The organism is Psychrobacter sp. GP33 (assembly GCF_014119005.1).
Lineage (GTDB): Bacteria > Pseudomonadota > Gammaproteobacteria > Pseudomonadales > Moraxellaceae > Psychrobacter.
Genome location: NZ_JACGYX010000001.1, coordinates 88,486 through 102,648 on the forward strand (window position 1 = coordinate 88,486; position 14,163 = coordinate 102,648).

14 protein-coding genes, 1 tRNA gene and 1 pseudogene are annotated in these 14,163 nt (G+C 40.0%); 11 read left to right on the forward strand and 5 right to left on the reverse strand.

The genetic code is table 11. The features are described 5' to 3' along the window. Positions 1–33 precede the first annotated feature (33 nt). The 3 genes from H2245_RS00375 to H2245_RS00385 all read left to right on the forward strand — a co-directional run bounded on the left by H2245_RS00375 (position 34) and on the right by H2245_RS00385 (position 4,390). Entirely contained in the window at positions 34–1,017 is a 984-nt protein-coding gene (locus H2245_RS00375; RefSeq protein ID WP_404944641.1) for an AAA family ATPase, read from the forward strand. A gap of 95 nt (positions 1,018–1,112) precedes the next feature. Further along, complete coding sequence (locus tag H2245_RS00380) at positions 1,113–2,135, forward strand: DUF58 domain-containing protein (protein WP_182405050.1); 1,023 nt, start codon at positions 1,113–1,115, stop codon at positions 2,133–2,135. Further along, complete coding sequence (locus H2245_RS00385) at positions 2,132–4,390, forward strand: DUF3488 and transglutaminase-like domain-containing protein (RefSeq protein WP_182405051.1); 2,259 nt, start codon at positions 2,132–2,134, stop codon at positions 4,388–4,390. The genes H2245_RS00380 and H2245_RS00385 overlap by 4 nt, the downstream gene beginning before the upstream one ends. 38 nt (positions 4,391–4,428) lie before the next feature. On the opposite strand, the gene H2245_RS00390 is transcribed toward H2245_RS00385, so the two are convergent. Next, a complete protein-coding gene (locus H2245_RS00390; RefSeq protein ID WP_182405052.1) occupies positions 4,429–4,656 on the reverse strand; it encodes a hypothetical protein in 228 nt (75 codons plus the stop codon). 235 nt (positions 4,657–4,891) lie between these two features. Between H2245_RS00390 and H2245_RS00395 the strand changes: the two genes are divergently transcribed. The 5 genes and pseudogenes from H2245_RS00395 to H2245_RS00410 all read left to right on the forward strand — a co-directional run bounded on the left by H2245_RS00395 (position 4,892) and on the right by H2245_RS00410 (position 7,974). Further along, positions 4,892–4,968 (forward strand) — tRNA-Val (locus tag H2245_RS00395). Between the two features lie 397 nt (positions 4,969–5,365). Continuing rightward, on the forward strand, positions 5,366–5,641 hold the full coding sequence (locus tag H2245_RS12020; protein ID WP_259365017.1) for a DUF4172 domain-containing protein: 276 nt from the start codon (positions 5,366–5,368) through the stop codon (positions 5,639–5,641). Between the two features lie 69 nt (positions 5,642–5,710). Beyond that, positions 5,711–6,409, forward strand: a pseudogene (locus H2245_RS12025) (Fic family protein); the annotation flags it as partial. A gap of 931 nt (positions 6,410–7,340) precedes the next feature. Then, complete coding sequence (locus H2245_RS00405; protein ID WP_182405053.1) at positions 7,341–7,697, forward strand: hypothetical protein; 357 nt, start codon at positions 7,341–7,343, stop codon at positions 7,695–7,697. Positions 7,698–7,812: 115 nt separating this feature from the next. Then, entirely contained in the window at positions 7,813–7,974 is a 162-nt protein-coding gene (locus H2245_RS00410; protein ID WP_182405054.1) for a hypothetical protein, read from the forward strand. A gap of 160 nt (positions 7,975–8,134) precedes the next feature. Here H2245_RS00410 and H2245_RS00415 read toward each other — a convergent pair whose 3' ends face one another. Further along, positions 8,135–8,767: a hypothetical protein gene (locus H2245_RS00415; RefSeq protein ID WP_182405055.1), complete on the reverse strand. Its 633-nt coding sequence runs from the start codon at positions 8,765–8,767 to the stop codon at positions 8,135–8,137. A 320-nt stretch (positions 8,768–9,087) separates the two neighbouring features. On the opposite strand from H2245_RS00415, the gene H2245_RS12030 reads away from it, so the two are divergent. From H2245_RS12030 to H2245_RS00430, 3 genes are all read left to right on the forward strand, one after another. Continuing rightward, positions 9,088–9,288, forward strand: a complete 201-nt coding sequence (locus H2245_RS12030; RefSeq protein WP_259365018.1) for a hypothetical protein — start codon at positions 9,088–9,090, stop codon at positions 9,286–9,288. A 588-nt stretch (positions 9,289–9,876) separates the two neighbouring features. Then, positions 9,877–10,542 carry an acetyltransferase gene (locus H2245_RS00425; RefSeq protein WP_182405056.1) on the forward strand — a complete coding sequence of 222 codons (666 nt, stop codon included), beginning with the start codon at positions 9,877–9,879 and terminating at the stop codon, positions 10,540–10,542. 246 nt (positions 10,543–10,788) lie between these two features. Further along, positions 10,789–11,073 carry an aminotransferase class I/II-fold pyridoxal phosphate-dependent enzyme gene (locus H2245_RS00430; protein WP_182405646.1) on the forward strand — a complete coding sequence of 95 codons (285 nt, stop codon included), beginning with the start codon at positions 10,789–10,791 and terminating at the stop codon, positions 11,071–11,073. 350 nt (positions 11,074–11,423) lie between these two features. On the opposite strand, the gene H2245_RS00435 is transcribed toward H2245_RS00430, so the two are convergent. The 3 genes from H2245_RS00435 to H2245_RS00445 all read right to left on the reverse strand — a co-directional run bounded on the left by H2245_RS00435 (position 11,424) and on the right by H2245_RS00445 (position 14,057). Then, positions 11,424–11,882, reverse strand: a complete 459-nt coding sequence (locus H2245_RS00435; RefSeq protein ID WP_182405057.1) for a DIP1984 family protein — start codon at positions 11,880–11,882, stop codon at positions 11,424–11,426. Positions 11,883–12,473: 591 nt separating this feature from the next. Further along, positions 12,474–13,229, reverse strand: coding sequence for a DUF305 domain-containing protein (locus H2245_RS00440; RefSeq protein WP_182405058.1), 756 nt, complete (start codon positions 13,227–13,229; stop codon positions 12,474–12,476). A gap of 186 nt (positions 13,230–13,415) precedes the next feature. Next, positions 13,416–14,057, reverse strand: a complete 642-nt coding sequence (locus H2245_RS00445) for a DUF411 domain-containing protein (protein ID WP_182405059.1) — start codon at positions 14,055–14,057, stop codon at positions 13,416–13,418. Between the last annotated feature and the right edge of the window lie 106 nt (positions 14,058–14,163).

Consider the following 14,163-nt stretch of genomic DNA (forward strand, 5'->3'; position numbering starts at 1 on the left):
ATAAAAATAAGTCGGTAACTCATTATGTCTGACATACCTTTTTCTACTTCTTTTCTTTCTGACTCTTGTCCAGGTGACTATGAGAGTAATCAACGACAAATAGCGCAGTTATTAACCCATTTAAATACTATTGTCCTTGATAAACCTCAGGTAGTGAAGTTGGCACTTAGCTGTGTGCTGGCAGGGGGACACTTATTGCTACAAGACTTGCCGGGCATGGGGAAGACGACATTGGCGCAGGGGTTGGCACAGCTATTAGGGCTGTCATTTAGCCGGGTGCAGTTTACCAATGATATGTTGCCAGCCGATATTTTGGGTATGAGTATTTACGATCCGGCCAAGCTCGGGTTTGAGTTCCGTTCTGGTCCTATATTTACCCAATTGCTACTTGCCGACGAGATTAATCGCTCCAGCCCCAAAACCCAAAGCGCGTTACTTGAGGCGATGGAAGAGCGACAAGTCACTCAAGACGGTCAGTCGTACCGCTTACCGCAACCTTTTTTTGTGATAGCCACCCAAAACCCATTACAGCAAGCGGGCGTGTATCCTTTGCCTGAATCTCAACTGGATCGGTTTTTGATGTGTTTGTCTCTTGGCTATCCATCCCCAGCGGCAGAGCGTGCGCTATTGCAGGGTCAAGATCGCCGTGAGCTGTTGGCAAGCTTAGCGGCGGTGCTCGATACAGAATCAGTATTACTGGCTCAAAAAGGCGTGCAGCAAGTTTATGTTGCTGACGTAGTATTAGATTATTTACAACGCTTGGTTGCTAAAACGCGCGCCAGTCAAGAATATCATGGTTTATCGCCGCGTGGAGTGCTGTCATTGCAACGAGCTGCACAGGCTTATAGCTATGTTTCGGGACATACTGAGGTGACTCCTGAGGATATTCAAGCGGTGTTTGCAGCGGTGACTGACCATCGTTTAGGTCAGCGGTTTGTACCAGCACACGTTATCAGTGGACAATCACAGCAGACGATTGCTCAGCGTATAATAGCAGAAGTGTCCGTGTTGGTTTAGGCGCTATACTTTGTTGGTATTATTTGTGGGTATAAATAGCACATAAAACACTGAATCTGATATAACGGAATACGGATAGTATAGACAAGGTTGTCATGAGTATCTTACCACGCAAGTTAACCCTTCCTATATCGACAGCACTTGCGCATTGGTTCGTCAAACGTGCGCCAAGAAGTGACCGTGCGACCTTAAATCTGCGCAATGTTTACATTTTCTTCAGTCGTGAAGGGCTTCTTTTTGCCTTGCTATTAGTTATTACCTTTATTGCTGGTATTAATTATGGCAATAATTTGGTATTAGGGTTGTGCTTTTATTTGGTGAGTGTATGGCTGGTCAGTTTTCATGTCACCTTTGCTCATATCTCCGGTCTGCAAATCCAATTGCTAGAAGTCACTATGGCAGAAGCAGGAACGCCTGTGTGGGTGACGTTGCAGCTACGAAGTGACAGCCGACAACCGCGACGACAGTTGTTATTAAGTTTTGAGCACAGCGCTTATCAAGACTCCGCTCAAAAAAATACAGATAATGAACAGGTGTTGCTACCGTATTTGCACGGTGAGCAGATTGTTCGGTTGCCTATTATAACCACGCAGCGCGGTGAGCTTGTGCTACCACGATTACAGATTAAGACGGTTTATCCGCTTGGCATTATGCGTGCTTGGTCTTACGTGTATTTTTCGCGTACGGCTTGGGTATACCCGAAACCTGAAGCCTTCGAAGAGCAGGTACAGTATTTAGCGCTTAGCAACGAGGATATGCCAATAGATGGTCAATATACTCAGTATCAGCAAGGTCAAGATGACTTTGAGCGTCTAGATAATTATATAGCGGGTGAGTCATTAGCGCGCGTTTCTTGGGCGCATGTGGCACGTGGTCAAGGGATGCTGACCAAGCACTTTACTGATCCTATCGGTCACGAGCAGATCTTGGATTATGCAGATATGCCAGCGGCACATCATGAGCAAAAACTAGCGCAATTAGCCTATGGTGTGCTTAGTTTTAGTCAACTTGGTATACCCTTTGCCATGTGTTTGCCCAATGAACCATCCTCGGCGGTGGTTGGACAAGGCAATATATTTGCCCAAGCGTGCTTATTAAGATTGGCAAAATCACCATGAACATAACGCCTTCTCAGCTCTCTAAACCTTCTTTTTCAACAGAAACACTCTCTATATCTCATTGCTCTAGTGTGCAATCTTTTGAGACATTGGCGTTAGGTCAAAGCGTTCAGACGAGCAATAACTCCTCTCCAAACCGGAAATGGTATCGCAAGGTATTAGCGCTACCGGCATATTACTGGGTACTTATTGCTCAGGTTATCGTGATTTTGCCGCATGCTGTTCATTTGCCATTATGGTTAATGGGGTTTGGCATTATCAGTATTAGCGCCCAGCTGCCAATTATTAAGGCTAGATTCCGCCGCATCAAGCAGCTAAAACGTATTTATCAAGGTATGCAAATGCTGGGCTTCTTATTAGGTCTGGCAGGTCTGTGGTTGACCTATAACGGCTCTTTTGGGCTAGATATGGGCGTGGCGTTTTTAGTCTTATGCTTAATTAGCAAATTATGGGAGCTCTATAAACGTCGTGATGCCTACGTGGTACTGAATTTATCGTTGTTTGTGCTTGCCGCGCTGTTCTTAATGGACCAAGGGCTGGTGACTACCTTAGAGGTTATCTTAGGTACAGCGATTGTTTTATTAGCCTTTATTGCGCTCAATGATGATGGCAATATTGATGGTGAAGGGCGCTTGCGTACGTTAGGGGTTTTAGGGATTGGTGCTATTCCTTTGTTAGTGATATTGTTCTTATTTTTCCCACGTTTGCCGCCTTTATGGTCGGTGCAACTATCCGGGGAACAAGCTACTACTGGGGTATCAGACAGTATGTCGCCGGGTGATTTTGCCAAATTAGGTCAGTCAACGGCATTGGCATTTCGGGTGCAGTTTGCAGATAACCGTCCGCCACAAGAGCAGTTATATTGGCGCGGATTGGTATTTAGTGACTTTGATGGGGTGACATGGCGTCCGAGTTCTACGCAGCAGTTGTGGCAAACGACATTACCAGCACCGCCTTGGGCGGAGTCGGCTTTTGCGACCATTCCTGATGAGAATAACAGCACACCTGTCAGCTATGAGGTGATACTAGAACCTACTCAGCAGCGCTGGTTATTTGGCTTGGATTACCCTTTGACGCAAAGTCGTGATATTAGCCTGACTTCAGATTTTACCTTATTACAACCTCAGCCGGTCACCCAGCAGCTACGCTATGATGTTCTGCGTTTTACACCAATGGCTATCGATATCACGCTTGATGCATCAGCGCGGCAGCTTAATTTGGCATTGCCCATTCAAGGCAATCCACAAGCACGCGCCCTTGCCAAGCAGTTGTTTGCCCAATCAGGCTCTGATCCTATCCGCTATATACAGGCGCTTGAAAATTGGATTCATCAGACTGAATTCCGCTACACCTTATCGCCGCCGCGCCTTAATAATAACCGCATTGATGAGTTTCTATTTAACACCAAAGCTGGATTTTGTGAGCATTATTCCTCAAGCTTTACCTTTATGCTGCGTGCTGCTGGTATTCCGGCGCGGGTAGTGGCGGGCTATCAGGGTGGCGCGCTAAGTCGCAACGGTAAGATATGGGAAGTACGACAAATGGACGCGCATGCGTGGACTGAGGTTTGGCTGGATGGGCAAGGCTGGGTACGGGTCGATCCAACCAGTTTTGTCGCGCCTGAACGTGTCGAGCGTGGCATGAATGCAATGACTCAAGCGCAAGGTGCGGCGCTGTTTGGCAATGGAGCTGGCGCGCAAATTAACTATCAGCAATATCAAATGCTACAAAGCTTACGCCGGCTATCGGATCAAGCCAGCTATTATTGGCAAAAGGATATCGTCGGCTATGACCAAGATAAGCAAGCAGACTCGCTGCTAAAGTGGCTGAATATTAGCTCAGTGACGCAGCAGATTATGTGGTTAGCAAGCAGCGCCATTGCCGTACTCTCAATTTTGGCACTGACTATTTGGCTGCGCAGACGTAAGCGCTGGCATCCGGTTGATTTGCCATTAGCACGGCTGTCCAAATTATTAAGCAAGCAGGATAAAGCGCTTGCTCGCCATGATAATGAAGATCCGCTGGCATGGTTAGATAGGGTAGCCACCTTCTGTACTTCCAATGCTTTTATTTTAAATAATAGAAAAATGGCTAAAAAAAGCGTATTGATTGACCAGTATGTCCATAATATTAATGATATCAAACAAAGTTATCGTCAGCTGCGTTATGGTCGATTAAGCACATTCGATACTCATCATGTAGAGTATCAGCAAACCTTGCAACAGATAAAGAAAACAGTACGCCTGCTCAAGTAAGCTGCGTACGCTGCCCATTATTTATAATATTGATGCGCTTAAATCGTTACCTTTCTGATCGTTTTATTGCTTTGGTTTGAAGCCTGCGGATGGGCTTTGCTGACATCTAATTTTTTGTTTACAGTAGTATGGATTTTAGCTTTGTGTTTGGTAGTAATGGTTTGCTGTGGTGCTTGATGTTTTGTATTATGATGGGCATCGCACGCATACGCAGCACTGGTCGATAGCAATGATAAGGCGGTTAATGATAATAACAAAGATTTCATGCGGTGGTGTCCTAGCATATAGGGAATAAGAGTTAGTATTAACGACAGTTGGTGCGTCGCCATTGAACATAATATGATAATAATTAAAAATAGTAAATTAGCATAAAACTGCGTAATAAATGATATAAAAATGCGGTAAAGTGCTCTTTATTATTTGCTAGTAAATAATAAAGAGCACTTTTTAGAAAAAATGCTTGCAAAGTAGTCGAAACTTGATAGAATACTCAACCTAAATAGGCGTATAGCTCAGTTGGTTAGAGCGCTACCTTGACATGGTAGAGGTCAGCAGTTCGAGTCTGCTTATGCCTACCAAATTTAGAAAGCTCCAATCTTAAGATTGGAGCTTTTTTTGTCTGTAAAATATGGGCTGTAGCAGAAATGTAAGGTGGATTTTAGTCAAAAAATTTATACTTCTAACAGCGGATAAATTGTATCAAAAAGTCTATGTGCCTAAATTGTGGAAATAAAAGTAGTGAAGTTATATTAAATTCAATGAGATGATAACTGACCTGCTATAGGCGCAATCTCATTATTTAAGCTGATTTATTGCTATTGAAATGGCATTTTATTGTCTTATGTAATTAGTCTCTGCATAATATAAGGAGATTAAAGCTTTATTCTCTGCATATTATTGAGAAAAATATGAAATACGTGACCTATATCTATGAAAATAAAAATTGGACCCAGTGGCAGTGGTTAGATAAAACTTTTGCCACTCGTCAGTCGTGTGCGCCTCTTACAAGGCCGTTTGCTGGGTAAGCTGCAAACGCTAGGATTTGATCTGAATGTCGAGGCACAACTAGATGCCGTGACCTTAGAGGTCATTAAAACCTCCGAGATTAAGGGTGAGGCATTAAATAATGAGCAAGTAAGATCCTCTGTCGCCCGGCATTTAGGAATAGATAATGAGTATATGCTAACCGTAACCCGTGAAATTGATGCGGTGGTAGAGATGATGCTGAGCGCCACATATCACTATCAGTAACCCTTATTATTAGATAATTTATTAGGGAGGCATAGGGCGTTATTCCCAGATGGATATAGTGGGCTTTACCGTATTAAAGCGGGCAGTATCCGTGATGATAGCCAAGTACCTATGCAAGTGGTCTTTGGTGGTTATGGTCGTGAGCAGGTTCACTTTGTTGCGCCTAGCGCCGATAAGCTATCAGATGAGTTAGACAAGTTTCTATCTTGGTTTAATACGTTACCACATCAGCAGGACCATATAGATTTGGTGATTAAAGCAGGTATTGCGCACTTATGGTTTGTGACCATTCATCCCTTTGATGATGGTAATGGGCGATTGACTCGTGTCATTACCGAAAGAGTGCTGGCTCAAAGCGATGACAGTGCCCAACGCTTTTACAGTATGTCAGCGCAAATTTTAAAGCAGCGTAACGATTATTATAAAATACTGGAGAGAACCCAAAAAGGTGATACGGATATCACGGATTGGTTGGTCTGGTTTTTACAAACGCTAGAACAAGCCCTGATTGCGGCTCAAACCACCCCCAATACCATCGTCAATAAAGCCAATTTTTGGCAGAGACATCGACTGCATGCACTGAATGCCATGCAAGTCAACATGCTCAATATTTTACTCACCAATTTTTATGGCAAGCTGACCACGAAAAAATGGGCAACGATGACTAAGTGCTCTATCGATACCGCTCTACGCGATATCAATGATTTAATAGAGAAGGGTATGCTTAAAAAATCGGATTCTTTAGGACGTAGTATCAGTTATGAGTGAGAGCTCACTTAAGGCACTGTCCAGTAAATAGGGTTTTAGAAGCTTTTGGGCGCTTCTTATCCTAATAATGCGGCTGTTTATAATGCAGATGGCGGTTTACACTTTCAGATTAAATTAACAGACTATCTTGATAGCAGTTTGTATACATAAGTATTTGTACAAAGATTTATAGATTGTCCTGATAAAAATATCGTGACTCTAAATTGTGCTACTAATCCTATATATTACTTTCATAAAATTTTTGCAGTGGAATTGAATGACCAATAGTTAATTAAAACTGCACAACAAATACAACGATAAAAATTTAGGGGCTGTAGTACTTAATATTATATCTTAAGAAGTTCAGTATAAGTGGTTCTACTATATTAGTCTTCTTAAGATGGTATATAAATAAGTTTATAGGAGGTTAGTGCTAGTCTTGGTAAGAAATACCAAAAATAAAACATCACCGAATTTTACTTGTAAGTATTTATGAGTGCTACCCAAGCAAAAAAAATGTAATATTTTTTTTTGGGAAAAGGTGACAAACCTTAACATAAGATCATTAGGGTCTATGGTCAGGAAATCTGAAACATTCCACTTAATAGTTTTCATTTTTTTATGAAAATCTTCTCGATTGTAGACTATATCCCATATGGAATTAATAATTTTTGCACGCTTCATAATCTTAAATGTACAGATGCCTAATGTGACTATGTATAAGACGAAAATATAAAATATGACTGTGCCTATATTCATGATATTTAATACTCATCTCAGAACAAAAACGATAATAGGCTGATTGACTTTATAAATAAATAAAAAGAAGAAGTACTTATTTCTTGCGTAGTTACAAAGCCTACGGTTAGATGCCTGTATAGGGCACCGAACCTTATTTGAAAAAACCATAATATCAACGGATGAAATTTCTACTTCCCTTAAGGACAACATAATGAAGAGGCTGTTTTTATTATTGGGAAGTTTATTGATATTAGTTAGTTGTGCTAAGCCAAATATATATGACCCTAATGCTCGAATTAAAGTCAGTATAGATGATGACAAGTATATTATTCCTCTAAATCATATCACTAGACCAGATACTGGCAGTTATGCAAGTTTCGAGACGGATATGGGAGGAGCTTACTTCTTTTGGCCTAGTGGACGAGGACTTACTAAAGAAGATAAAAATCCGAGCGTTTTAGAATATGATGATAATATTATCAAGTTCTATTGGACAGCGGAAAATTCAGGGATTGTAGGCAATGATATGTCTACAAGAGTAGATATCGTAAAAAAAAACGAATCGTAAAAATACGGAACAAGATAAATTTAGATTAAAGGCTTATATTGACAACAATGATGACTCAATAATATCTTATACAGGTAATGTCTATCCAAATTCGCCAACTACCATTGGCTGTTTGATGGCAACCAACGATGAGCAAAACAGCGTTTGCCAAATGGAATATTTACATCCTATTTATAATAACAACATCTTGCTTGAATTCTCAGGAAAAAACCTAGCTGATTGGCAATCAATTAATACAATGGCTATTAATTATATGGAAAAGTGGCATAAGGATTGAATAGGAAATAGTACCTATTTATAAACCTTAGTAAGCAGGACAATCAGCCGATATTTCAAAGCTTGTATAGCGCACTCAGCATATTCCCATAACGGTGATTATGACAAATGATTTTAGAGCGAGAAAGGTACGTTCAGAGTGGTTCGCTTGAGGAATAGCTTTAGCTAGCTAATAGTTTCAAAGACATAGTCGCGATGGTTTCCCTACCTTCGACGTTATAATACTTAAAGATGGCACTTTCATCGTCTTTATTAACGGTGAGCTCTCCAAATCCTCTGTGAATGCGTAATCCAGCATGATTTAAGTTTTTAGGACGGTTTTCATAACTATAGAGTAATTTATACTCATTACTCTCATCATATACAATAGTAGCAGAAATACTATTTGAGACTGAGTGTTCTGTTTCTAGCCTAATTTTAACGTTTGCCCAACTTTGAAGGATGAGGACTGTACCTTTCCATTTAATATCTTGTTTGATCATATCATCATTTTGAAAGCTTGATACTCCATCGCAAGACCATTGCCCGGATATGTTTGTATGTTTTAATCTTTTAAAATATAAATTCATTTTCCAGAGCCATTTTTCACATAAAAAATGAACCACCAAAAACAGTATGCCTGTCGTAAGCGTGGAAATGATCGTATTCCAATGAGAAGGAAGCTCTTCGAATATTTTTAATAAATCGTAAATGAGTAACCAAGAAACTACTGTAGCAAAGGCGTATACGTATTTGCTTACATGTGACCTGTTGTATGCATTTTGAACGCCATACCCGTGTCCTTTTTTTTCCATCGTGTACTCTTTCTTAAAACTTCTGATTATTTTCAAGGAGAATATAATTAAAAAATTTCTGAAAAGTAGTAAAAATGTTATAGGTCAGTAGAGTTAACCCCAGCCACAAGCCGTTACTTGCTGGATTATTGTACTTCGGTTTTAAAAAGTAATAATAAATTTTGATTTATAAGCTCATATTAAATAAGCATTTGCAGTTTGCCCTGCTGTTTTTGATGAAGCAACAATAATTTGTTGCTTCATCAACGTACTTTATTGCTCGCCTTGCCCAAAGTCTGACTCAAGACACTATTTCAATTTTATATATGGTGCTATTTGCCGTGTCTTTAGTAGCAGTCTATGTGCCTGCATATTTTTGTGTCACCAATACAGAACGCACTAAGTACGACGCTCATAAGCTGTACAGCGATAACTTTAATACTGTCTTTTTAGGAAAAACCTCTTTGTTATCCAGCGCCGAGTTACAGAGCACAGCCACAGCCACAGCGACGCTCGCTCAAGAAAGCAACTACACCCTTTAGACAGTCATTGATAGTATTTTTGATATTTCAGCGTTGGTACTCAATGTCTTATTTAACGTGTTGGTCATTGCTTAGTTTTTGGATGGTACCTTACTGCTTGGTTATGCAGTAGGCATTATTTTTGCTTTCGTGTTTGTACATTTTAGACGACATACCCTAAAAACGGCTGCCAAAACAGACCAGCAATCACGGCTAAATTTGACGGCTAAACTTTTTGACAGTTGGGATAATGTCGTTATTTTCAATAAGCATAATTACACGCTCTATAACAATATGGTTCAAAAAAGCTTTGCAACAGCCAAGAATAATAGCGTTAAATTCACCTCGATCTAGTACATCAATTCAAGCTTAGGCATGATTTTATTAAATAAATTATATTGGATCACAGGCTCTAGTCGTAACAAATGTATTTCTACTAAATATTTTCTATAGAGAATACTAGTTATTTATTAATAAGCCAGTATATGTCGTAAAGAGGTTTCCGCTTAACTTTCCAAAACAACCGTCTGTATCTATAAGAACAGTATAGTTAAAAGCATGGGTATATATTATTAGTCATTAATCAAACAATTAACTACCAGTAGAGATATGATGAAGAAAAAATTAGTAGTTATTGGTACTGGTGGTCATGCAAAGGTTGTTATAGATATAATTGAAAGTGTAAAAAAATTTAAAATAGTGGGTCTTTGTGATGAGATAGGAGCTGGTGAAAAAGTAGCGGGATATAAAATATTAGGTAAACAAAATGACTTGCCTGAATTAATAAAAAAATACTCTATTGATTGTGTGATAGTTGGTATAGGTGATAATTTTACTCGCTCAAAAGTAACTTCGCTAATAAAAGAGACCTGCCCTAGTCTTAAATTTATATCTGCAATCCATCCTAATGCTTCAATTGCTAAAAGCGTAACTATTGGCAAAGGCTCTGTAATAACGAATGGTGTAATAATTAGCCCACACTCTATCGTTGGAGAGTCTTGTATTTTAAACACATCATCATCCCTTGATCATGATTCAGTTGTTGGTAGTTTTTCAAGCTTTGCTCCTGGAGTAAGAACTGGTGGTTTCTGTAATATAGGTGATCTAACAGCATTGGGTATAGGTGCTACCTTAACTCATGCTATTAATATTGGTGAAGAGACTATAATCGGTGCAGGCTCTGTTGTAATGAAAGACGTAGGCTCATTTGTTGTTGCTTATGGTGTTCCTGCAAAAATATTACGTACTAGAAAAACAGGTGAAAAATACTTATAAAATTAGCTCCTACTTTAATAATTATTGTCTGAATAGTCGTTTAAGCCTTAGGTGGATTTGGGTAGGTTACAGAGCACGTATTACAGATATAAAAAACCACCGAGCCGATAGTTTATTTTTGATAAGTGACTTTTCGGACAACTCAAAGTCACTTATCAAAAATAAGCTCATGAACGACTTATTTAATCTATCATTAGTAACCACTTTTGAGGAATGTTTTGACAATGAAGTCACTGAAAAAATAATATAGGGCATACGCTATATGGCCCAGATGTAGATGCCTTTGCAGCGATATTGAAGGAGCATAAGCCACGCATTTATATTACCAACGCTGCAATACATAACCTCACTGGTGCTACTTTGTCATCCGCTACGGTATACCGCATACTAAAATTGGCACAAGCCGCAGGCTTCTATATTATTGAAGATAAGATCTTTGCAGATTTTGAAACCACTCCAGCGCCTAGGTTGGCGGCATCAGATGATTTATCACGGGTCTTTTATATTGGCAACTTCTCCAAAATTCTATAGAAGCTCATATTAATAACTTTATTAAGCTAACGATTACGGTTGTTTTAGCCGCTGATTGTCAGACCACCTCTATGATGAGTAGTTAGACTTTAATACGCGAAAATAAAATTGAAACCGACTGTCAGTGTCTGGTAGTAAGGTCTAAGTGGTGATTTTTAACGAGTAATAAGTGCTGGGCATTAAGTGTAAAAAAGACGTCTACCCACAACGTATGTCATCCACTACAGTATATTTTCAACCCCCTGCTGTGGAGGTTTGGGGTCTGACACTCGCCCAGTCGGTTCCAAACCGGTATTCCAGCAACTTAGCTTTCAGTTGCTAAAGAAATGTTTGTTAATTAATTGATTAGATTATTCGACAAGGTCGATTTGCCAATTATTCGATTGAATAACCATGTTAATTTGGCGAAGTTTCATTGCAATATCATCAGCCTGTTTTTGTAAGCTTGCAATCGATATAATTACATGCCACTTAATCTCTCGATGACTATAGCGATCAGACTCGCTATTCGCCGCTTCAATGGCCTCTATCAAAAGTTTATGTCGCATCTCTAAAGTGTCGCGCTCGACCAATAGGGTCAGCATTGACTGACCTTTATCCGTATTGGCAATGGCATTGGTACGATGGATACGTTCAATCAAGGCAGCCAGTTCACTAATTATTTGGCTGGCATTAATAATTAACTCGTTAGGGTCTTCGCTTGGTACGTCACCTTCTTGGACTTTAGCGTTATTACGAATACGACTCTTGAGCTGGGCAAGCTTCTTTTGCATGTCGCTACGGATAAGGAGGGCTTCAGCGAGTTTCATTTTTATTCTCTTTTGTATTCATAGCGTACTATATAAGATATCAGACTTGAGCCTTTTTTCAACCTGCATCCTTGAGACCAAGTGATTTTAATCGAGTGTTAAGCTCTGTATACATACCCTGATATATATAGCCAGCTATAAAAATAGTTCAATATTTATTAGATGTTATATTAAAAAACCATTAACCAATCACGCTATTAAGTTGACAATAAAAGCACAGAGTAGCGCACTAGCAGCTGCCACACTGAGATATCAATTATAAACAAGGACTTGTTATGAAATTTACTGCTAAAGATAAGTTGAATTCAGGGGTACCTTCTATTCATTATAATACGAGCTGTACTTGCTCGAAATGTGGCTGTACCTGTCCATCCACCTGCGATAAATGCGATATGTGTTCGAAATGCTGCAAGTGCGGTGAAAAGTAATTCGCTGAAAATTTATGATTAACTGAATAGGCTTCTATCCTCTTATTAATCCTACTTATTAAAAAGTTAATCACCATTAAAAAAGCAGCCCTTATAAATTATAGGGGCTGCTTTTTTAGGTTTAATCACTATCGTTATAATTATCGTTTAGATGAAACAGCGTTTATGCTTTATTGGCTGCAATCCAGCTTTGCATTTGCTCAATTTCAGCCTTTTGGGCATCGATAATTTCTTGTGCCAGTTTCAGCATTTCAGGGTTTTTACCATATTTAAGCTGAGTTTCTGCCATGTCTACTGCGCCAACATGATGCGGTAACATACCACGAGCAAATGCCAAATCAGGCACTGGGTCGGCAATACCTGCCATCATCTCTTCATGCATTGCGTCCATACCGTCGGCATAGGCTTGTTGCATCGCTTTAGTATCTGCTGTTGGTGTTTTGGTATCTGGATTACTAGCGAGCCATGTTTTCATCTGCGCAATTTCAGACTGCTGAGCGTCGATGATTTCTTGCGCCAGCTTACGCATCTCTGCATCAGTACCGTATTTGAGCTCAATCTCTGCCATATCTACCGCACCGATATGATGACCGAGCATACCTTGAGCAAATGCTGCATCAGGATCGTTATAATCCATACCCATCATCATCTCTTCATGCATTTTAGTCATTGATTCGCTGTACTCTTTGAGCATAGGGGTCATCGGAGTTCCGTCTGCTACCATAGCATCTGCACTCATATCATGCCCTGCATGGGGATCCATCGCTGGTGCATCTGCTTCAGTGGCATCAATTGTTGCTCCTTCTTCAGTTATGGGCAGCTCAACCTTTTCATTAGCTGGCTGACAAGCGCTTAATAAAAGAGCGGCACTGACACTAGCAGCAACAACAGATAGGCGTAACTTGTAATGAGTTTTCATGATATATCCTTGGCTTGAATGAGTTAAATATCTTTAACTGTGTGAAATAGTTTATTCAAAAATTTATAAATATTTTAGATTTTAAAGTCATCAGAGATGAGTTTGACGTAAGGATTCATCTGATTTTATGGGCATTATCCATAAAACCATTTTGATAGTTAATAAAAATGCATACCAGTATCAAAGCTATAGTTGTTGCGTAGTAGACTTAATATCTGCATACACTTGGGTGGTGCCGTCTTTGTTGAGCTGCATAATTTGATACGGCATGAATTTATTTTGATACTCCATACCTGGGCTACCAACTGGCATACCCGGTACCGCAAGACCAATGGCTTGTGCTGGCGGATTCTCTAAAAACTCTGCCATATACTTGGCTGGTACGTGACCTTCAAAAACGTAACCATCAGTGGTGATTGCCGTGTGGCAAGAGCGCATCTCAGTGGGTACGCCATAACGGTCTTTAAATAATCCCACATCAGCAACATCCTGCGCTGTTGCGCCTAGACCATTATCTTCTGCATGGCTTATCCAGTCTTTACAGCAGCCGCAATTCGCATCTTTATAAACGGTTGCTGAGATATTTTTAAGTAAGTCTGGATTGCTTACTGGCGTACTCAGCACAGAAGTGGATGCATTATGTGTTTCAGCTACGTTCGTAGTAACAGCCTGATGCTCAGCCTTTACAGTGCTGGCAGTAGAGGCACTACTTTCCGGTTGACTACAAGCAAATAAGGCTGACGCACCAAGTAATATCAGTGCGCTATGCACTAGCTTATAGGATTGTCGTTTATGGTGAAGGTTTGATTTTTTTATGAGGACTGTCATAGTGAGTCTCGTATTGGTCGCGTAGTACACAGTGCGCACTCAGCAACGCCTGATATTGTTTAATAATAAATTTAGCAATAGATTAATATTACGAACAGCTTAGTAG